The sequence below is a fragment of the Streptomyces mangrovi genome, from assembly GCF_900114215.1.
Classification (GTDB): domain Bacteria; phylum Actinomycetota; class Actinomycetes; order Streptomycetales; family Streptomycetaceae; genus Streptomyces; species Streptomyces barkulensis.
On record NZ_FOSG01000004.1, the window covers coordinates 399,040 to 419,492 of the forward strand.

Consider the following 20,453-nt stretch of genomic DNA (forward strand, 5'->3'; position numbering starts at 1 on the left):
CCTGGTCTCCCGTCCGGCCTGGACGCCGACGACGCCCACTCGCGCCGGGGCGTCGGCAGGCCCGTCGACGCCGCGCAGACCGCCGCCCCGCGCCCGCCCACGCCCCGAGCACGGCCGTCGGCAACCGAAGCTCTCCGGCGAACGCGCCCCGTCGAGCATGGCCCGGCCGACACACCGAGTGGCAGAGGGGCGCACAGGACCTGCGCCCAGAGCGGCCGGCGAGCATGTGCCCACCGTCCGGCGTCACCCGGAGCGGGGAAGGTCGGTGACACCGCTTGTGATGCTTTCGGGGTGCCAGAGCCGGGACGCCATGGCCAGCGCGCACACGCCACTGACCAGCAGATCCGTCACCAGGCAGACGGCGCGGCTGGCCACCGCCACGGCTGTGGCCGCGGTGACGGGCAGCACCTGGGAGAGTGTTCCGATCAGGACCAGCTCCCGGATCAGGGCGCCGTCGGGCAGCACCACGACGACCGAGCTGATCCCCGTGGCCAGCGCGAACGCTCCGACGCTGATCACCAGAGACCGCCCCATGGGCGCACCCATGGGGAGCGTGAGCAGCCACAGATGGAGGCCGGAGACCAGACGGCAGGCAAGCTGCCAACCGATGGCCGCGCGGATCTGCCGTCCCGAGCCGGATGCGGTCAGTTTCCGGCGCAGCAGGCGGGCGGCCGCCTGTGCGGCCCGTCCCACCAGCGACGGCCGCGCCAGCACGAAGGCCAGCGACGCGGCCGGGAGCAGCAGCAGCCAGCTCCAGGCGCCGAACACCTGGGGCGCGGCCAGGCTGCCGACGACCATACCGGTCAGCAGCACGACCGGGATGTTGAGCAGCGAGACAGCGACGGTGACCAGCGTTCCGACACCGACGCTCTGGGCGAGCCGCGCATGGGTGAGAGCCACCCAGAGCCCCCCTGGCGCGTACTTGGCGCTCATTCCGACGAAGTAGACACCGGCGGCGGTGCGGCGAGGCAGGACGTGTCCCAGATCGGCGAGGATGCCGCGCCAGGACATCATGGCGCACAGCAGGGCCGCCACATTGACCACGCAGGAGATCAACAGAAAGGGCAGTGCCCGGGAGGTCATCATGGGGCGTGTGGCCGACCAGTCCTGTTCACGGAGGGTCAGTACGAGCCCGACGGCGATGACGCAGGCCAGCGCCCAGCCGGCCAGCAGCCGCCAGCGAGGCCGCCAGCGCCGTCGGCGGCGGCCGGTGTCATCCACGGCTGGACTTCCGGCGCGTCAGGCTCTCGTACAGGCCGAGAGTGCGGGTGACGGTGCCCGGCCAGCGGAAGTTCCGGCGGGCGTGGGTCCGGCCACGGGCGGCCAGCCGTGCGGCCGCGGCGGGGTCGTCCAGCAGCCGGCAGATGAGGGCGGCCAGCTCGTCGGGGGTGTCACCGCTCATCCGCAGCGCCGCTGGACCGCCGTCGTCCTCGCCGTCGGAGATCAGCGCAGAGAAGCCGGAGCCGAGCACCACCGGGGCTGCCAGGGCCATCGCCTCGACCGAGACCAGCCCGAACGGCTCATAGCGGGAGGGGAAGACGCAGGCGTCGGCGGCGAGATAGTGGCGTCGCACGTCCTCCTGGGGCAGATAACGGTGGTAGACGTGCGTCCGGTCCCCGATGCCGAGCTCGGTGACCAGCCGGTCCACCGCCGTGCCCTGGTCCGTGCCGGCGAGGCCGACGCCGAGCATCACCAAGTGAACTCCGGGATGGCGGCGGGCGACTGCGGGCAGGGCGTGGAGCAGCGTGGGCACGCCTTTGACCGGGCTGAGCCGGCCGGCGAAGACCAGCAACGGGGTGTCGGGGGGAAGCCCGAGTTCCGCGCGGAGCCCGCTTCGCGCTCGCTCCCGCTCGCGGGCGAGCTTCGCGTCGTCGGGGTCCCGGCCGGCCGGGGTGTCGGTGGTCTCGCAGCCGTGCGGGATGACGCTGATGCGGTCCGCCCGCCAGCCGTGCGCGACGACCAGTCGCCTCAGCTCCGGGGTGGGCACGACGGTTTGGGCCGCGACTTTGGCGAGCAGCCGCTGGTTGATTTCGATCAGCCGGAAGGGATCGGTCATATCGGGCTGCTCGACCATCGTCATCTCGGTGTTGTGAACGTGGTAGACCACGGGCAGCCGTAGCACGGTGGCCGCGAGGATTCCGGCCGGGGCACTCTGCCAGTCGTGCACGGCCACCACCGTGCCCGACCGGCGGGCTCGCACGAGCGCGGGCAGTGTCGCCAGATTGAAGGCGAGCAGGGAGAGCGCGAACAGGGCCCGGCCGCTGAGCGCCAGATGGTTCTTCGGTGCCACGATGCGCCGCTTGAGCCGGCTCGGCAGCCAGGGCCGCCGGATCGTCACGGAGCCATGCCGCTCCCGGCGGGGGAGGTTCGCCGGGCAGTTCAGGGTGTACAGCGTCAGTGACACGTCGTCGCGCTCCCGTTGGACGCACTGGACGAACCGCTGCGCGTACTCCGCCAGACCGCCCAGGGCCCAGGGCGGGTACTGGTGACAGACCACTACCACCCGCCGCAGCGGGGAGCGTGGTGGGGCGGTGCCGGGGGCCGGGCTCAGGCGACTCAAGTGGACCATCCTCTCTTTGCAGCCCTGTAGGCGCCGATCCGCCATACGGTTCTCGGGTCGCGCTGAAGGATTCGGGCATACGTGCAGGCACGGACTCGAGGCGTGCATCGGCTGCGCGGTTGTGGCAGTGGGGGCGGAGACGGTGTTTTCCTAAGTCGTACTCACAGAAATCGGCTGACGGTCAGAACGATCAGCCACAGAATGCCGTTGATCATGAACGGTGCGTCCGTGAGTACGTCATGGCCCGGCTCTTCACTGCCGCGGTGCAGCGCTATCAATTGCAGATAGCGGCACAGGGCGAAGATGGCGAGGGGCATGGTGACGACGGCCAGCACGGCAGCGTGTGGATGCGGTGCGGAGAGGACGAACAGTTCATAACTGATCAGCGTGACCGCCAGCAGCAGGACCATCAGCTGGTCGAGCAAGGAGACCGAGTACCCCGTGAGAGCAGGCCGCTGCGTAGCCGCCCGCTCCTGGATGTCCGCGGTGACGAGTTCGTGGCGTCGCTTGCCGAGCGCCATCAACAGGCAGGCACAGTACACGGATATGATCAGAGGAGGGCTGAAAGGCGCCGACACCACCAGGCAGCCCGCCAGCGCCCGAAGGGCGAAGCCGATTGCTATCACGCTGACGTCGACCAGCGGGAAGTGCTTCAACGCCAGGCAGTAGGCCAGATTGAGCATCACGTATGCAGCGGTGACAGCCTGCACTGCCGGCGGCAGCAGTGCGCCACAGGCTGCCAGTGTCGTCAGACAGCCCGCGCCCAGGAGCAGCGCGCCGAGTGGGCCGATCTGCCCGCTGGCCAACGGCCGATGGCGTTTGACCGGATGCAGCCGGTCCTGCTTGCGGTCGAGCCAGTCGTTGAGGACGTAGACCGCGGCGGAGGCCGCCGTGAACGTGGCGAAGGTGGCGAGTCCCCACGCGATGTGGTGCAGGAGCGCCGCGGGGGCCACGGCCAGCGGAATGATGAGGACGAAGACGTTCTTCACCCACTGGCGAGGGCGCAGCAGCACCAGTGCCGCCGGCAGCCGGGAAGGCCGGGGAGTGGTGCGTGACGTGCCCTCCCGGAGGGAGCCGTGCGAGCCGCTCGTCGCGCGGGCCGGTTCCGAGGGAGCCGTCGCCGACGCTGCCGGGGGTGCGGACGCCCCAGGACCGGGCGGTGCGGCCGCGGCCGGGCCGCCCTGGTCGTCCACGGTGTCTCCGCCGCCCAGCCGCTTCACGGCCGACTGCCGCTCAGGAGCTTCCGGAACGCCTCTTCGTGCGCGTCGAGGAACGCCTCCCCACCGAAGAGCTTCGTCGCTGCTTCGCGCCCCGCCCCGCGGTCCTCGGCAGGCAGTTCGGCCATCTCCAGGAGCGCCGCACGCAACGCCCCCGGGTCCCTGGGCGGGACCAGCCGCCCGAAGCCCGTGGCCTCGATGGGGTAGCGGGAACCGGGCAGTTCCGTGCTCACCGGCGGGATTCCGGCCATCATCGCCTCGACCTGGACGATGCCGAAGGACTCCGATATCGAGGGCAGTGCGAAGACGTCGATCGAGGCGTAGAAGTCCCGTACCGCGTCACCGCGCAGCAGGCCCGTGAAGCGGATCCGCTGGTCGTCGCCGGCCTCCCGGCGGAGCTGCGCGATGTTGCTGCCACCCGCCACGGTCGCGTAGTCCCCCGCGATCAGCAGTCGTGCCCGGGGGTCGTCGATGGCGCGGAAGGCCCGTATGAGGTATTCGATGCCCTTGTCCACGGTGATCCGGCCCATGAAGCCGATGTGCAGCCCGTCCCCGTCGCGCAGCCGGGGCGTGCCACCGTTGCGGTCCACGCACGGTGAGGAGACGGGCAGCAGCCGGCGGCGCCTGATCGTCGGCCAGATACGGGACCCACGTGCCTGGTCCTCGCTGTTCGTGATGACCAGGTCCGCCTTCCGTACGGCCGCCTTGCACGACTGGTCGACGGCCCACATCCCAAAGCGGTTGACGGGGCTGTCGGGCAGGAAGACGTCGATGTGGTAGGTCACGACCAGCCGTGCGCTGCGCTTGAACGCGGCGACGAAGGCAGCCTCGGGGTTGGGCAGATGCATGTGGACGATGTCCGAGCGTGCCGCCAGACGCCTGGCCAGTAAAGGAAGTTGAGGGCTGATGAAGCCCCTGCTGATCCGGGCGAGTACCGGAGCCCTGAAGACGTGGACACCGTTGAGGACTTCCTGACGGGCGAGTGCGGGATCGTGCTGGGCGCAGACCACCGCGACCTTCCAGCCACGGCCGGCGAGCCCCTCGGCGGTCAGCCGCGCAGCCTCCGTCAGACCACTGACATACGGGCTGTAGTAGTCGAGCATCACCGTCACGTCGAACGTGTCAGGTTGCAGCACGGTGCTTCCCTTCCTGTGTCTGACCTGGTGTCGCGATTCACGAAAAGACCTGGTCCGGGACGACTACGCGGATCTTTTGGGCCGAATGGTCGGAGAGGGCCTCGCCGCCGCGGAGGTGGTAGCCGGAGACCGCCAGGTCCTCAGTGGTGAAAAGCCAGTCGAAACGCCACAGTTGGGGCAGTGCGCGCCACGACCGGGGTAGTGAGCAGGAGCCCTCGCAGGCAGGCCAGGAGAGGGCGGGAAACAGGGAGCCACTCGGGTTGTGGGGCCGAGTACCGGCTCCGAGTGAGTAGAGATTCATCCAGGCCGCGTTGAAGTCGCCGGCCACCACGGCCGGGTGGGGGTTCCTGCCCAGATCCGCGCGCAGTTTGCGGTATTCCCTGATCCACCAGTCCCCTTGTTCCCTACCGGCCTGGTAGAAACGGTCCAGCCCGTAGCGGATGTCGCAGGGCCGGAAGCGAATCGGCAGGTGCACGTTGTAGAAGGAGACCGTGCGTCGGCCCACTCGAATATCAGTGCGCTGAGCCTTCGCCCCCTTCCAGTACCAGTCATCACCCGTGGCGGGAACCTGCTGATTGGGCGCTGCGACGACCGGCAACCGGGACAGAGTGAGCAACTCGCCCTGCACGAGCAGCCGGTAGCCGGGAAACTCCGCACGCAGCCGGGCCGAGTCGTCGATGCGGACAGGACTTGTGCACTTCTTCTGCTCGTCCCTGTTCGAGTAGTTCCAGTTGAGGTATTCATGGAGGAGATACACGTCGGCATCCTGGCGGCGCAGAAAGGCGTAGAAGGCCTCCTTGTCGTCGGACGCCATCTGCCAGTAGTCCGTGGACCAGGCGAAGACCTTGACCTCCGTGCCCCGGGAGCTGCCCGCGGTGGTGCCCGTCCATCCGAAGTCGGCCACGTACGCCCCGGCCAGCAACAGGAGCACCAGGACCGCGGAGAGCCGGCGGCGCACCGGCGTCGCGAACGGAACGAGTACGAGCAGCAGCACAGGCACCACCACCACGGTCAGCGGCGGGGTGGTCTCGACGATCAGCCATGGCCACCAGCGGCCGATGAGTAGGACGTGGAGGGCGAGGAGGACCGTCCAGACCGCCGTGCTCGCCACCAGCAGTCGCGTTCCCCAGCACCAGCGGCGGGCGGCCGGTGCCTCTTCCGGTGCGTCCGGTGCCTGTCCCGGTGCGTCCCGGCCGGTGTCCTCCTCGGCCGGGGGTGTGGACGAGTCGCCGCCCGGTGCGTCCGTGGCGGCCATCAGAAGAACACCTTCGCGAGTCCCAGCACGCCCTGCCGCCACGGGTCCCGGCTGGTCCGTCCGCCGCCCTTGCCCGCCGGGACGCCTGCCGCCGTTGCACGCTGTGTGCGCCACCAGTCGTACGTCTGGAGGATGGCGTCCTGGTTGGACAACCGGGGGCGGAAGCCGAGTTTCTCCCGGGCCTTGTCGACGCTGACGTAGGAGTCGGCGAGCAGCTTGGACACCAGCCTGCCGTACACGGGGGACAGCTTCGTCCGTTCCAGTCCGCGCAGCACCGCCACCGCGGGTCCGCCGGGCATCGACACCACATGCCTGCCGTGCCCCGCGGCGTCCAGCACGCACTGGAAGTCCTCCCGCAGAGTGCCGAATTCGGCGGCGCCGATGTTGTACGTGTCGCAGGCCACCTCGTCCGGGGCGCGCAGCACCTCCAGCACCGCATCCACGAGATCGTCCAGTCCCAGCATCTGGATGCGCACATCGCCCTTGCCGAGCACGGGAAAGTTCCTGCCCTCCTCGGCCCATTGGAAGAGCATGTCGAACAGCCCCATTCTTCCGGGACCCAGGAAGGTCTTGGGCCGCAGTACCGGCAGGCACATACCTCCCGCCCGGAACCGCTCGACGACCTTCTCCGCCTCCGCCTTCGCGGAGCTGTAGGGATCCACCGGCTCAAGCGCGTGGTCCTCGGGTGTGGGTACCAGCCGGGGCAGTCCGTAGACGGCGGTCGAGGAGATGTGCAGCACTCTGGGCACGGCCGCGGCGCGGGCCGCTTCCAGCACGGTGGTGGTGCCTTCGACGACGATCGATCTGATGTCCGCCACGGGGTAGCTGGGCAGCGCGGAGGCGCAGTGCACCACGGCGTCGGCGCCTTCGAAGGCTTCGGCCAGGGCGTCCGCGTCACGTATGTCCCCGGTGAACGGCTTCAGCCCGGGTCTCGTGGGCACCGGTGCCAGATCGAAGGCGCGGACCTGGCTGTCCGCCGCCAGCAGGCGGTTCACCAGGTGTGTGCCGAGTACGCCGGCGGCACCGGTGACGGCGACATGGCCCGGGAGAGCAGCCCGGCCCGGGGACGGCAGCCCGTGCGGCGCGTCGGTCACCACGAGCTCACCCGTTCCCGTATGAAGCGGCCGAGCAGCCGGTTCATGCCCTCGGCAAGGGTGGCCTCCAGGGCGCCGAGGAAGTGTTCGGCCTCTTCGGGGCCCGCTACCAGCGGCGGGCTCACGACCAGCGGACTGCGACCGTTGAGGGTGTTGTAGGTGTAGACGTCGTGCTTGCGGTACAGCGTGTCGATGACCGCCGCAGTGATGATCTTCGTGCGGATCAGCGGGTCCTTGGCCAGGTCTCCGGCCGGCAGCTTGCCGATGAGGTCCAGCACCTTGGGCCCGCCGGAGAGGAACACCCCGTAGAGCGCGCCGGAGCCGCGCACATCGGCGATCAGGTCGGGATGGGTCTTCCGGATGCGCTCAAGACCTGGCCGCAGCACCGCTTCCAGGGCGCGGGCCCGCCCCGGATAGTCGTCCTCGACAGCCACGCAGACGGCCTCGACGGCCGTCGCGGTCTCCTCGCCGAAGCCGTAGTACGTCGTGGACGTGCTCTGCATCATCGCGTCGCCCATGTTGTCGTACGCCTTGCGGAAGACCGGCTCACGCGCCACGTAGGCGGAAATGGAGGACTTGCCGCCGCCGAACGACTTCGAGGTCGTCACCACGTCGGGCACGAGGCCCTCGTACCGGGTGAAGTAGAACATGCTGCCGGTCTTACCCCACCCGGTGTAGATCTCGTCGAATATCAGCACGATGTCCTCGGCCGTGCACAATTCACGGAGTTCACGCAGGAATTCCTCGGAGCACCAGCGCATGGTCGACGCGCTGAACGGCTCAATGAGGAGTGCGTACACCTCGCTGCGGCCCCGCGCGTCCCTGTTTTCCGCGAGAACCCGCCGAACCGAGTCGATGTCGTCGTACTCGAAGGTGCCGATGCCGGGAATGGTGGGGAACTCGAAATGGTTCTGCGCCCCGCCGGTGAGCCCGCCGGAGCCGAGGAGTTTGCCGTGGAAGCTGCTGTCCGCCCGCAGGATCCGGTTCCGTCGGCCACCGTGGTACTTGTACGCCAGTTTGACCGCGCCCTCGACCGCCTCCGCCCCGGAATTCGGCAGGAACGAACGGTTCAGATCACCGGGCAGGACCGCTGCCAGATTATTGCCCAGGGCGGCGAGATACGGCGAGAAGTAGGTCTTGTGAACCTCCATGCGCCGCTGTTCCTGGAAGCGCCGACGCGCTGCGAGAATGCGCGGATGGTTGTGCCCGTGGTTGAGTACGCCGACTCCGCCGGTGAAATCCAGAATCTTACGGCCGTCACGCGTGTAGATGTAAGAGCCCTCGGCATGGTCGACAAGCTCCCGGCCGAAGCCGAAGGAGGTCATCAGCCGGACCTGGCTCTTGTTGATATACGTGCGGTAGAGTTCGTGTACTTCCTCGACGTCCAGCTTCTCGGCCTCTTCCAGGCTGACGAGATGCGCCATGGGCCCTTCCGATCGACGTTTTTGGGTGCTCCGACATCTATGGCAAGGATTCGTGTCCCGCTGTCACTGCGGTCCTCGTCCGCGAGATCCGGACCGGGCGCGCCACCTCGTTCGACGGGCCGGGAATCCGCGGAGGCCGGCTGTCCCGGCCACCGTCCGTCCCCGCCCGTGGCCGCCACTCTCACCGCCGTGTCTTCCGGACGGCTTCAGAGAGTTACGGCCTCGGGCATCAAGGACTCTCCCGTGTACCTGTGGTTGGACGTGCCCCCGCTCCCGTGTCCCTCGGGCCCGAGGGGGATGCGTGACCGGGCGCCCCGCAGAGAGGGCTCTTGCCGTGCCTGGAGGCGTGCGGCTCGGCCCCCCTTCGTGGACCACCTCAGTAGAGCACAGGGCCGCTGTCAGAAATCTCGCAGTTAACGTCAGGGATATGCCAGTGACGCCGTCACCAGCCCGCGTCGGCCGTCGGCGCACCGAGAAGATCGCCTGCTCTGGCAGCGTTCGAGTCCCCCAGCTCTTCGAAGAAGGCTGTGGTCCGGCCCCATACCCGCCGCGCCTCCACCGACCGGCCCGTCTCACACAGGGCGTGGCTCAACACGTTGAGGATGCGGGTCTTGGCATACCGGGCACCTGGCTCGTGGCAGCGGGCGAGGGCACGCCGGCACCAGGCGATGGTCTCCTCGTGCCGACCGAGGGCGGCGTACGTCAGGCACAGGTCCCGCAACGCGATGCCCTCCCCCCAGCGGTTCCCGATCCTCCGGAAGACCCCGACCGCCCTCGACTGGTGTTCGCGGGCACACTCGGACTCGTTCAAGTCCTGATAGACGCGGCCGAGACCGGCCAGGGCGAAACCCTGCCCCCAGTGGTTTCCGATCTCCTCGAAGATGCCGAGAGCCTCCGCGTGGTGCTCCAACGCACGCCTGGGCTCGCCCAGGTTCCCGCGAACCCGGCCAAGGCCGGTCAGCGCGATGCCCTCCCCCCAGCGGTCCCCGAGCTCGCGTCGCAGCACGAGCGCGCTCTCGAGCCACTCCAGCGCTTCGGTGAACCGCCGCTGGTTCCACCGGGCGAACCCGAAGCCGGTAAGCACCGAGGCCTCGCCGCAGCGATCACCCTGTGCCCGGGCGGCGGCGAGGCCCACTCTGTGGCTTTCGATCCAGTCGCCCCAATGTTTACGCAGGTTGAAGAAGCCCCACAGGACGGTCGGGAGCCGCCAGGCGATGGTGTACTCACCGACCTCGAAGGCGAGCCGGACAGCGGCCATCAGATTGGCGCGCTCTGTCTCACTCCACCGCAGCGCCTCCTCGTGCGAGGAGAAGGCAAGCGGTTCACAGCCCTCCTCGAACGGGTCGGGCGGACGGTGCTGGTGGCCGGGGTTGAGCATCCGCTCGGCCGCATCGGCGGTGTGCAGGTACCAGCACAGGACGCGATGCAGCGCCGCCAGCCTGGTCCGCTCGCTCTCCTCCGCCTCGGCCCGCTCCGCCGCGTACAGGCGCATCAGGTCGTGGAACCGGTAGCGGTACCGGTCCCGGCCCGCCCGCTCCAGCAGGCCCCGGCCCGTCAGCCCCTCCACCAGCCGCCGCGTCTGTTCCGTGCCGACGCCGATGAGCACGGCCGCCGCCTCGATGCTGATGTCGGGTCCGGGGTGCAGGCCGAGGACGCGGAACGCGCCGGCGGCGGCCGTGTCGAGCGCGTCGTAGGACCAGGAGAAAACACCGCGAACCGCCGAGGTCTCGTCGTCGCCCACACTGAGCACATCCAACCGGTCCCGCTCCACGGCGAGTTCAGCGACGAGGTCGTGCAGTGGTGCGGTGTGCCCGGCCGCCGATCCCGTCCGGTTGTCCGGGCCGGACAGGTGGTGGATGCGTTCGGCGGCCAGGGCCAGGGCCAGGGGCATATGAGCGCACAGACCGGCGAGTCGCACGGCGGTGTCCGGCTCGGCCGCGATCCGGTCCTCGCCCACGACACCGGCGAGCAAGGTGACCGACTCCTCGACAGACAGCCGGTTGAGGCCGACGCGGTAGGCGCCGTGCCGCACCGCCAAGCCGCGCAGCTGGCCGCGACTGGTGACCAGGACCAGGCAGTGCGAGCCGGGCAGCAGCGGACGCACCTGCGCGGAGTCGTGCGCGTTGTCCAGCAGCACGAGCACCCGCCGGCCGGCCAGGGTGCTGCGCAACAGCGCGGAGCGGCCGTCCAGTTCCGACGGGATCTGCTGCGCGGGGACGCCCAGGGCTTGCAGGAACATCTCCAGGACAGCGGTGGGCTCCACCGGAGCGCCCGAGCCGTAGCCGCGGAGATCGGCGTAGAGCTGCCCGTCGGGAAACCGGTCGCGCACGTGGTGTGCCCAGTGGATCGCCAGGGTGGTCTTGCCGGCCCCCGCCGCCCCGTCGACCACGGCGATCGCCGTGGTCTGTGCGGACTGACCGCGTTCGGCGGGCAGCAGGCCGTCCAGTCTGGCCAGCTCCCTGGTGCGGCCGGTGAAACAGGGGATGTCCGGCGGAAGCTGCTGTGGGCGGATCGGCGGCGACTGCGCGGGTGGCTCGACGGCGGAATGGACGATCGTGCCGACGACCGGCTCCAGCTCGCCCGCGCCGCCGGCAGGGGAGGGGGTCGCGCCGCCGTCGAGGACGGACCGGTGCAGTTCTCGCAGCTCGTCGCTGGGATCGAGCGCCAACTCGTCCCGGAGGATCGCGAGGACTTGTTGGTACGCCTCCAGGGCCTCGGCGCGGCGACCGCACCGGTGCAGGGCCAGGATCAGACGCTGCCAGCTCGCCTCGTGCAGCGGGTGGGCCGTCGTCAGCTCGCGCAGCTCGTGAATCAGCTCATAGTGCCGACCCGCCGCCATCTCGAGGTCGATGCGGCACATCAGAGCGCTCAACCATTCCTCGTTCAGCCGGGGTACTACCCCGCGGTCCAGCCACGGGGAGGCGACATCGGAGAAGGGGTCGCCGCGGCGGAGCGCCAGAGCTTCGCGCAGCAGAACCAGCCTCTCGCCGGAGTCATCTCCGGCGGATTCCGAGCGTCGGACGAGATCCCGGAACCGCAGCAGGTCCACGCTTTCGGCTGACACCCGCAGGGCGTACCCGCCGGGTCTCGTCTGCACCAGGTCGGGGCCGAGTAGGTGGCGCAGCCGTCTCACGCAGGTGTGCAGCGCGCCGCGCGCCCGTTCCACCGGGGTCTCCGCCCATATTCGATCGATCAGCGTGTCGCTGGAGACGACCTCGTTGGGCGACATCACCAGGCACGACAGGAGCACACGCAATCGGCCTGCGGGTAACTGCACCACCCGCTGTCTGTGCCTCACCTCGAGTGGCCCCAGCACCCGGACGTCGAAGTCCTTGCATGCCGCCGCGTCTCCAGGTGGGACCGAAACCAATGAGCGCATAGAGCAGACCCCTGTCTCCCGTGACGTGCTGTCGATAACGGCCGATACGCGGTCCGAGGGCTCGGACGAAAAGTAGGCCACACGCTGTCAGTCGATGTTCATTCCCCGCTGCGGGTGGCGGGAACCCGTCGGGCGTCGCGTCCGCGCATGCGGTAGCCGTCTGTCTTCGGAGAGATGACTTCGGCGTGATGGACGAGGCGGTCGATCATCGCGGCGGCGACGACCTCGTCCCCGAAGACCTCTCCCCAGCGATCTGGGGCCGGCACTCGTTCCCTCACAAGGATTGCCGCTGCCACCTGGCCATATCCCGTTCCTGAAGTCCTCGTTGGCTCTCGTGGCTGCGGCCTGGTCTCGAAGGTGCTGCCCCGACCGTTCAGGTGCGAGGAAGGTGTGCCGGTGGCCCGGGCGAGGTTCCAGGTCATCGCGGGTCGCGGCGCGCCTGCGCGCCCACGACGTCCCCGTCGAAGCGCACCTCCGTCCCGCCGCCAACCGGTGGCGCCTCCAACTCGACGACACCGGCCTGGCCGGCCTGGCCCACGCCATCCGCCTGGAGGTGTCGGCCGGGCCGGTGACCACCGCAACCGCCTGTACCACGCCTGCGGCCCCCCATCCCCACCACCCCGTCTGCCGAGCCCGCGACGGTCGACGCGGTGGCCCTGGAAGAGCCACCGTCGCCGGCCCCCGGTCTCCTCGGCTGAAGCCTCCTCCGGCGCATCGCCCGGTGTGGCCGACTCCCGACCCCACGTACAACCACTGGCGCAACTTGTGCACGAAGTCACCTGTAGGGGCGCATCTGCGTTTGACTTCAACCATGCCTGAGCTTCTAGCTTCGTTACAGAGCCGCAGGAGCTGACCGGCGGTGCCTTTCAAGGAGGTTCGTCATGGCCGAGCGCACAGCTCACATCGAGATCCCCGGCCGTTACCGCTATGCCGTGATCCCGCACATCATGGTCGATGACGCTGCCGCGGCGATCGACTTCTACCGGCGGGCGTTCGGTGCCCGCGAGGACTTCAGGGTCGACGCTCCGGACGGCGGGATTCTGCACGCCGAGATCACCATCGGACAGTCGGTGCTGATGCTGGGCGACGCCAGCGTGGACGAGGCGGAGGCCGGCTCCTTCGCCGCGCCGGCCTCGCTCGGTGGAGGCACGTCCGTCACCCTGCATGTTTTTGTGCCGGACGTCGACAGCCTGGCGGAGCGCGCAGAGGCTGCCGGCGCCGAGATCCTCCAGCCGCCGACAGACATGTTCCATGGTGACCGCACCGTCATCCTCAAGGATCCTTCGGGTCACATGTGGGTGTTTCTGACGCATGTGGAAGACGTCTCGGAAGAGGAGCTCCGGCGCCGACTGGCCGCCGCCGGGTGACCGCTCGCCGTCGCGCGCGGGATCCGCACCGACGCCCTGGCAGAGGCCGGCGGCCACCGGATCGGCTGGGAGGTGCAGCTGTCCACCGCCGGCCCCGGCGCGCCGACCTGCCGCCCCTGGCAGCACCGATCCCCGATCGGCTCCCGCCCGGGGGAGACGCCGGCGGGGCGCCTCGCACGGTCCCCGCCGTCACCGATGCCAAGACACGACTCCATTCCACAGACCGGCTGCGGTGCTCCCTGGTACCCGCCCGGCGCCCGGCTCCCTCCTGGACGCGCGTCCACCGGTCCGCTGGTGCGATACGGCCGGCTGGGCGCCCGGCGCATTGCCGAGGCCCGTGCCGCCGGTCGGCCCGCAGCGGGGCCGACCGGACGGGCAGCGTCGGCCACTCCTGGGGCCCGGCTACGGTGTGGCGCCCGGTGGCAGGTCGGGCGGTCGGTGCCCGGGGACGTCCCACGGCAGGTGATCTCCGGGTCGCTGCTTGGCTTTCCGGCGGCGCAGCCGCCAGGCCTCGACGAACAGCCGCTCCTGTCCGGTGAGCCGACCGAGGACGTCGGCGGGCAGGTCGTCGCCATACCATGTGGCACCGGGTAGGCGGGGAAGACTGGACGGTACGGGGCGGCCTGCTCCGAGAGCCGCGTCCGCTCCGGCGGGCAGCGCGACCAGCGCCAGCCGGGGCGGCAGCGCCTGGATCACCGTGGCACGGGCCCGCAGTTCTTCGAGGAAGGTCTCGTGGCCGCCGTTCTCCGCGATCACGAGCACTTCGCTCAGTTCGCCGGCCATGGTGCGGGCGCCTCCTGCCGTGGCCTACCGGCCGCTGCCCTCGATGCGCCAGCGCTGGCTGTCGTCGTTTCGCCAGTCCTGCTGGACCGCTGAGGCCCCGTTGTCCTTGGAGCCGCCCTGTATGTCGAGCACCTTGCCGCTGTGTTTGGCCACCAGGCGGAAAGATCCTTCGGGTGTCGGGTCCAGGCGCCAGCGCTGGTTGTCCCCGCCGTGCCAGCTCCACTGAATCACAGCGGCGTCGTTGTCCCCGGAGTCGTTCTTGACGTCGAGCACCTTGTCGCTGTGCTTCGCTGTCGCGCGGACGTATCCGTCACCCATCGTGTCCAGGCGCCAGCGCTGGTTGTCTCCGCTGTACCAGTCCCACTGGACCACCGACGCCCCGTTGTTCCTGGACGCGGCGTTGACGTCGAGCACCCTGCCGCTGTGCCTGGCGTACAGCGGGGTTTCCACCGACCATCCGATGTGGCTTTTCGTGCAGTCGCAGAGACTGGGGGTGTTCTTCTTCATCAGGCAGGGGACACCGTGGCCGGGAGCGCACCTCTCGCAGTTGCCATTGGGTGCGTCGAAGCGGCCCCAGCGTCCTCCGCACGTGCAGTTGCTCTTGGCGTACTCGTCAGGGCAGTTGAAGATGTGCCCGGTCTCGTGGGCGAAGACCCGGTCCATGTTGTCCGGTCCCCAGTTGTCGAGGGCGTAGTCCATCACGAGGTGAGGGCCGCCGAGGTACGCGTACGCGAAATTCCACAGTGGGTATTTGGTGAAGAAGGCGCAGTACGCCCACCTCGCCTTGAACCAGCGGCGAACGGAGCTCGCGTAGTCGTGGACCCCGCCGAGCCCGATCGCGGCCATGGCGGGATCACGCCAGCGTGCTTCCAGATCGCGGGCGAGAGGGTCCGGTTGCACATCCAGTGTGACGGACTGTATGTCGGCGCTGTAGCTGATGTCCCCGCTCGGCGCGATCCGCGCGAGCCACCCCAGTCCTTCCTGTACTTCCGCAAGGATCTTGGTGCGTTCCTCGTCGGAGAACTTCAGCTCACTGCCGGGGCCCTCCACGATGATGATGCCGACCCCGACCCGGCCCTCCAAGTACGAACTCAGCGGCTCACCCCCCATAGCGGTCCGTGCATCGTTCGGGCGGGGAGCCACCGCGGTGCAGCCGGGCATGTCCCAGTCCTCACCGTCCCTGGGGCGGGCGCTCTTGGTCGCGCGGTATTCCTCGGATTGCCGCAGACGCAGCGCGGCGAGACCGAGCCGCTCCGTCTCGCTGAGGTCGGGCGGTGGGTGCGCGGGATCGAGTGCCTCCGGCGCCGGTACCGCCTCTCGGCCGGCAGGCTCGGCGAGGATCTCCACCCGCCCGTACCGGTGAATCGTGCGCCATGCCGTCCCGGCCCCGACCTGGGGATCCTCGGGGGACGTTGGTGAGGACCCCCCACTCCGCAGGACGGCCTGTTCATGGGTGCCGATATAGCCCGTCATCGCCATACCTAACCTCTTCATGACAAAACTCCCTAAGGGAAATATGACCCTCCTGGGCTACGCGCTCTGCTCTACAGCTCGGATATTGCTCCATCCGGATGAACAGGTCGGGTGGTCGCAGGCTGTTGTGGCTCGGTGTGCACCCGCCTCGACCGCACCGTCCGTTTGAGCCCACGCCCGACAGCGTGGGTGGTGCCTTCCACCTCGTCCGGCCCGGCCCGCGCCCCAGTTGTGCGGGGCGGCTGAGAGGAGCCGCCCGGGGTCCTCTTTCTCCCCGGCCGGCTCCTCGACGATCCCGGCCAGAACGTCCTCGCCCGGCCACATGTATGCCGAGGTTGCCCGGTCGGTGGAGTCGGCGGCCCTCCACTGCCCTGGCACAGGAAGAACCCGGTAAAGAGCTCTGGAGTCACGAGGTGAGGGTGTTGACTTCACGGCTCGATGGCGTTAGCTTCTAACAAATGTTAGTCAATAACACTTGGAGGCCGGGATGAGCACGTCGACCGTCTTGATCGCCGGGGCAGGTCCCACCGGGCTTGCCCTGGCGTGCGGGTTGCGGGCCGCCGGGATCCGGGTCCGAGTGGTGGACAAGGCGCCGGGCCCCGCGACGACCTCGCGGGCGCTGGGACTGCAACCTCGGGGATCGGAGGTTCTGGACCGCCTCGGGGCCCTGGACGACCTGCCGCAGCGTTCGGTGCCGATCCGGCGGGTGGTCACCCATGTCGACGGGGAACCCCTGGCCCGGCTGGACGTCGGTGGGCGGACCAGACTGGTGACCAGGCCCGGCCTGCTGATCTCCCAGGCCGAGGTGGAAGCCCGGCTCCGGCATCGGCTCGCCGCACTGGGAGCCGAGGTGGAGTGGGGACGGGAACTGCTGGCCGCCGACCAGGACGGGGAGGGGGCGACCGTCCGTCTCACCGACGGGCAGACGCGCGCCGACTGGCTGGTGGGGTGCGACGGAGCACACAGCAGGGTGCGCAAGGCGGCGGGGATCGATTTCCCCGGCGTCGCGGTCATCGAACGCTTCCTGCTCGCGGACGTGCGGGCCGACCTGCCGTTGCCCCGGGACACGGTGTCGGTGTGGCTGCGTGCCGATCGGATGATCGGTGTCTTTCCCCTGCCCGGCACCGACGTGTGGCGCCTGATGGCCCCGGCACCCGCCGGAGCCGGTGACGATCTCGATGCCGACGCCGTGCCGACCGCACTGATCGAGGTGTTGAGGAGCGAGACGGGCCTGACCGAGGCAACGGTGCGGCAGGTGCTGTGGACCTCCATGTTCCGCATCCACCGCCGCCTGGCGTCCGCCTACCGGCACGGGCGGATCCTGCTCGGCGGAGACGCCGCCCACATCCACAGCCCGTTCGGGGGACAGGGCCTGAACACCGGTCTGGGCGACGCCGAGAACCTGGCCTGGAAACTCGCCCTCGTCGCCACCGGCGGCGCCCACGACGCGCTGCTGGACACCTACCAGGCCGAACGACGACCCGTCGCACGGGAGGTTCTGGAGTCCACCAGTGCCATGACCCGTCTGGTCGTCGGCCGGACCCGGCCGGCCCGGGCGGTGCGCGACCACCTCTTCGTTCCGCTGATGAACCGGCCTCTCGTTCAGCGACTGATCTGGGAGAAATCCTCCCAGTTGAAGGTCGGCTACCGTCGCGGCCCCCTGGCGCCCGGACCGCTCCCGAGCCTGGCGACTCCCCGGCCGCGCCCCGGCGACCGCGTTCCCGACCTGGAGTGCGACCGCGAAGACGGCAGCCGAACCCGCCTGCACGCCGAACTCGGACCCCGCTGGGCCCTCCTCGCACCCGCTGCGAGGACGGACCTCACGGCTGTCGCACGGCACCGCCTGGGGGAGGAGAACACCGCCGCACTGATTCCCGCCGACGGCGGGAAGCGCGCGCTACTGGTACGACCCGACGGGCATCTGGCATGGTCCGGCACCTCCCCGGCTACGCTGGACCGGTGGCTGACCCGCGTGCTCGGCAACGGCCGCGTTCGGTGAGCCCGTTCCCCAGCACCCGACCAGGCCACGGGAGACACGAAAGCCGTGAAACCGTCCCCCAACCCGCCGACGGGCCTGCGCGCCCGCAAGAAGGCCCAGGTCCGCCGCACCATTCAGGAACAGGCACTGAGGCTCTTCCTGAGCAAGGGGTACGAGAACACCACAGTCGAGGAGATCGCCGCCGCTGCCGGGGTGTCCCACATGACCTTCTTCCGGCACTTCCCCACCAAGGAAGCCGTCGTCGAGACCGACGACTACGATCCGATGATCATCCAGCTCATCGAACGCCGCCCTCCGGACGAGGACGCGCTCACGGCCCTGCACCGAGCGCTGATCCAAGGGCTGGAAGCCGTATACGCCGGAGACAAGGACGCCCTCCTGGTCCGCACCCGGCTCATCCTGACCACACCGGCCCTCCGCGCCCGCGTCTGGGAGAACCAGTACGCCACCGAGCGGCTGTTCGCAGAAGCCCTCGCCGCCCGTCAGCCGGAGGCCGACGCCCTGCGCATCCGCGTCCTGTCCGCGGCCGCGCTGGCCGCACTGAACACCGCCCTCGCCCTGTGGGTGGACAGCCAGGGCGCCGAAGACCTGCCGCCCCTGGTGGACCGGGCGTTCCGGGCTCTGCGCGACTGAACCGGCGGAGACGACACGGCAGAAGACCGACCCGCCCCCTCCCGGCCGGCGGCGGCTCCGCCCGGTGAGCAGGACGACGAACCAGCCGGGCGGGAAGGACGTTGCGACGCTTCCGGGCCGCCACGTCGTCCAGGTCGGAGACCGCGTTCTCGCCCGTCCCCGCCACGTGGTTGCGGGAACGGAGTCACAGCACCGGCGGGGAGCCGGTCACGACCAGCAGGAGGAGAACATGGCCACAGCGACGGTACGGCTCGCGTCACGGCCCTTGTCCCGCGAAGGTCGGCGCCGCCGCAGGCACCTCGCCCGGCGGGCCGTCGCCGGTTCCGTCCTGGCCTTCCGTCACCGCGCTGCTCATGGTCCTCTCCACGCCCGCCCATGCCGGGGGCCCTACATCTGGACCCCGGCCGGCACGCCGACTTCCGGAACCGACCCAGCCCGGGGCACACCTCTTTTGAGTTTTGAGCCGGGCCGCGAACGGGCATCGGACGAGGAACAGGCACCGGGAGAGCCGTCCGGCAAGCGGTTCTCACGAGTCACCCCACCCGATGCCCCGCAGCACGCTGCGGGCAGCCGACCTGCCCACGCACCACTGCCGCCGTACGAGTCAGCGGTTCAGTCCGAGGGCACCCCGGCCGCTCACGGTCCGAAGTAGCCGTCGAAGTTCCGCGAGAACTCCCAGCCGCCGTAGCGGTCCCAGTTGATCGACCACGTCATCAGTCCGCGCAGGTCGGGCCAGGTGCCGTGCGTCCGGTAGGTGCCGCAGGCCGTGCCCTTGGTGAGGCAGTCCAGGGCCTTGGTGACCTCGGCGGGACTGGTGTGTCCGCCACCGGCCTGACTGGTCGCGGGCAGGCCGATCGCCACCTGCGAGGGCTTCAGCGGAGGGAAGACCTTGCCGGGGTCGCCCGCGACGGGGAAACCCGTCAGCAGCATGTCGGTCATCGCGATGTGGAAGTCGGCGTTGCCCATGGTGTGGTACTGGCCGTCCAGCCCCATGATCGGGCCGGAGTTGTAGTTCTGGACGTGCAGCAGCGTCAGGTCGTCGCGCAGGGCGTGGATGACCGGCAGGTACGCTCCGGCGCGCGGATCCTGACCGCCCCACCGCCCCGATCCGTAGTACTGGTGACCCAGTTGCACGAAGAAGGTCTCGGGAGCCATGGTGAGGGTGAAGTCCTCACCGTAGCGGGCCTTGAGAGTCCTCAGCGCCGAGATCAGGTTGACGATGACCGGGCTCCTGGGGTTCTCGAAGTCGGTGTCGCCGTCGTCCAGGGACAGGGAATGTCCCTCGAAGTCGATGTCGAGGCCGTCGAGGCCGTACTCGTCGATGATCGCCCCGACCGAGCGGACGAAGGCGTCGCGTGCGGCCGTGGTGGTGAGGCGGACCTGGCCGTTCTGGCCTCCGATGGAGATCTGGACCTTCTTGCCCGCCGCCTGCTTGGCCTTGATCGCCTGTTTGAACTCCTCTTCCGTCTCCACGTTCGGGCACTCGCTCGGCGGGCAGAGCGCGAAGCGGATGTCACCGGAGGTGGTGGAGGTGGGCTCGCCGAAGGCGAGGTTGATGACATCCCAGGTGTCGGGGACGTCGGCCATGCGCGTGTAGCCGGAGCCGTTGGCGAAGCTGGCGTGGAGGTAGCCGACGAGGGCGTGGCGTGGCAGACCGGTGTCCGGGCCGCCGCCGTCGCCGGTCCGGTCGGTGGTGGCGGTGACGGGGGCGGACTTGGCCGACTCGCCCGCGCCGTTGACGGCGCTGACGCGGAACTCGTAGGAGGTGGCGGCCGCCAGTCCGGTGACGGTCGCCGAGGTGCCCTGCACCGACAGCGCCTTGGTCCCGTCCTGGTAGACGGTGTAGCCGGTGGCGCCGTCGACGGCGTTCCAGTTCAGGGTGACCGAGGAGGAGGTGGTCGCGCCGACGGCCGGTGCGCCGGGTGCGGCCGGGGGCTGGGGGTCGGGGTCGGGTTCGCCCGGGTCGCCGCCGGGGCCGGCGAGGGAGACGTCGTCCACGTGGTAGGCGCTCTGGCCGTACCAGCCGTGGGTGTGGACGGTGACCGAGGTGGTGTCCGGGCCGGTGGTGAAGGAGGTGCGCAGTTGCTGCCAGCCGGAGCCGCCCGGGGTCCAGGTGGAGACGTCGGTGGTGCC

General features: G+C 69.7%; 16 protein-coding genes. 4 read left to right on the top strand and 12 right to left on the bottom strand.

Annotation, left to right across the window (positions count from 1 at the left end; translation table 11 throughout):
• Positions 1-243 precede the first annotated feature (243 nt).
• The 9 genes from BM237_RS08340 to BM237_RS08380 form a co-directional block, all read right to left on the bottom strand.
• Positions 244-1,221, bottom strand: coding sequence for a lysylphosphatidylglycerol synthase domain-containing protein (locus BM237_RS08340; protein WP_093848871.1), 978 nt, complete (start codon positions 1,219-1,221; stop codon positions 244-246).
• The gene (locus BM237_RS08345; RefSeq protein WP_175540928.1) at positions 1,214-2,560 is read right to left on the bottom strand and encodes a glycosyltransferase family 4 protein; all 1,347 of its coding nucleotides are present in this window, start codon (positions 2,558-2,560) and stop codon (positions 1,214-1,216) included. The genes BM237_RS08340 and BM237_RS08345 overlap by 8 nt, the downstream gene beginning before the upstream one ends.
• A gap of 161 nt (positions 2,561-2,721) precedes the next feature.
• On the bottom strand, positions 2,722-3,753 hold the full coding sequence (locus BM237_RS08350) for a UbiA prenyltransferase family protein (RefSeq protein WP_175540929.1): 1,032 nt from the start codon (positions 3,751-3,753) through the stop codon (positions 2,722-2,724).
• A gap of 23 nt (positions 3,754-3,776) precedes the next feature.
• Positions 3,777-4,913 (bottom strand): glycosyltransferase family 4 protein, encoded by a 1,137-nt coding sequence (locus tag BM237_RS08355; protein ID WP_245793488.1) that lies wholly within the window; start codon positions 4,911-4,913, stop codon positions 3,777-3,779.
• Between the two features lie 37 nt (positions 4,914-4,950).
• The gene (locus BM237_RS08360) at positions 4,951-6,168 is read right to left on the bottom strand and encodes an endonuclease/exonuclease/phosphatase family protein (RefSeq protein ID WP_139238073.1); all 1,218 of its coding nucleotides are present in this window, start codon (positions 6,166-6,168) and stop codon (positions 4,951-4,953) included.
• Entirely contained in the window at positions 6,168-7,262 is a 1,095-nt protein-coding gene (locus tag BM237_RS08365) for an NAD-dependent epimerase/dehydratase family protein (protein WP_245793489.1), read from the bottom strand. Before BM237_RS08365 ends, BM237_RS08360 begins: the two co-directional genes overlap by 1 nt.
• Positions 7,259-8,686, bottom strand: a complete 1,428-nt coding sequence (locus BM237_RS08370) for an aspartate aminotransferase family protein (RefSeq protein ID WP_093848875.1) — start codon at positions 8,684-8,686, stop codon at positions 7,259-7,261. Before BM237_RS08370 ends, BM237_RS08365 begins: the two co-directional genes overlap by 4 nt.
• A gap of 442 nt (positions 8,687-9,128) precedes the next feature.
• Entirely contained in the window at positions 9,129-11,963 is a 2,835-nt protein-coding gene (locus BM237_RS08375) for an AfsR/SARP family transcriptional regulator (protein ID WP_175540930.1), read from the bottom strand.
• Positions 11,964-12,163: 200 nt separating this feature from the next.
• Positions 12,164-12,331 (bottom strand): ATP-binding protein, encoded by a 168-nt coding sequence (locus BM237_RS08380; protein WP_281253908.1) that lies wholly within the window; start codon positions 12,329-12,331, stop codon positions 12,164-12,166.
• A gap of 122 nt (positions 12,332-12,453) precedes the next feature.
• On the opposite strand from BM237_RS08380, the gene BM237_RS30510 reads away from it, so the two are divergent.
• Both BM237_RS30510 and BM237_RS08385 read left to right on the top strand, forming a co-directional pair.
• Positions 12,454-12,918 carry a DUF6417 family protein gene (locus BM237_RS30510; RefSeq protein ID WP_425443665.1) on the top strand — a complete coding sequence of 155 codons (465 nt, stop codon included), beginning with the start codon at positions 12,454-12,456 and terminating at the stop codon, positions 12,916-12,918.
• A gap of 28 nt (positions 12,919-12,946) precedes the next feature.
• Positions 12,947-13,432: a VOC family protein gene (locus BM237_RS08385; RefSeq protein WP_093848877.1), complete on the top strand. Its 486-nt coding sequence runs from the start codon at positions 12,947-12,949 to the stop codon at positions 13,430-13,432.
• A gap of 402 nt (positions 13,433-13,834) precedes the next feature.
• On the opposite strand, the gene BM237_RS08390 is transcribed toward BM237_RS08385, so the two are convergent.
• Both BM237_RS08390 and BM237_RS08395 read right to left on the bottom strand, forming a co-directional pair.
• Positions 13,835-14,215, bottom strand: coding sequence for a hypothetical protein (locus tag BM237_RS08390; RefSeq protein WP_093848878.1), 381 nt, complete (start codon positions 14,213-14,215; stop codon positions 13,835-13,837).
• Positions 14,216-14,239: 24 nt separating this feature from the next.
• Positions 14,240-15,709 carry an RICIN domain-containing protein gene (locus BM237_RS08395; RefSeq protein ID WP_093848879.1) on the bottom strand — a complete coding sequence of 490 codons (1,470 nt, stop codon included), beginning with the start codon at positions 15,707-15,709 and terminating at the stop codon, positions 14,240-14,242.
• A gap of 466 nt (positions 15,710-16,175) precedes the next feature.
• On the opposite strand from BM237_RS08395, the gene BM237_RS08400 reads away from it, so the two are divergent.
• Both BM237_RS08400 and BM237_RS08405 read left to right on the top strand, forming a co-directional pair.
• A complete protein-coding gene (locus tag BM237_RS08400) occupies positions 16,176-17,687 on the top strand; it encodes an FAD-dependent monooxygenase (protein WP_093848880.1) in 1,512 nt (503 codons plus the stop codon).
• 45 nt (positions 17,688-17,732) lie between these two features.
• Entirely contained in the window at positions 17,733-18,320 is a 588-nt protein-coding gene (locus BM237_RS08405) for a TetR/AcrR family transcriptional regulator (protein ID WP_093848881.1), read from the top strand.
• A 636-nt stretch (positions 18,321-18,956) separates the two neighbouring features.
• Here the strand turns inward: BM237_RS08405 and BM237_RS08410 are convergent.
• Positions 18,957-20,453: chitinase (locus BM237_RS08410; RefSeq protein WP_093848882.1), on the bottom strand; the 1,497-nt coding region annotated here is incomplete at its 5' end.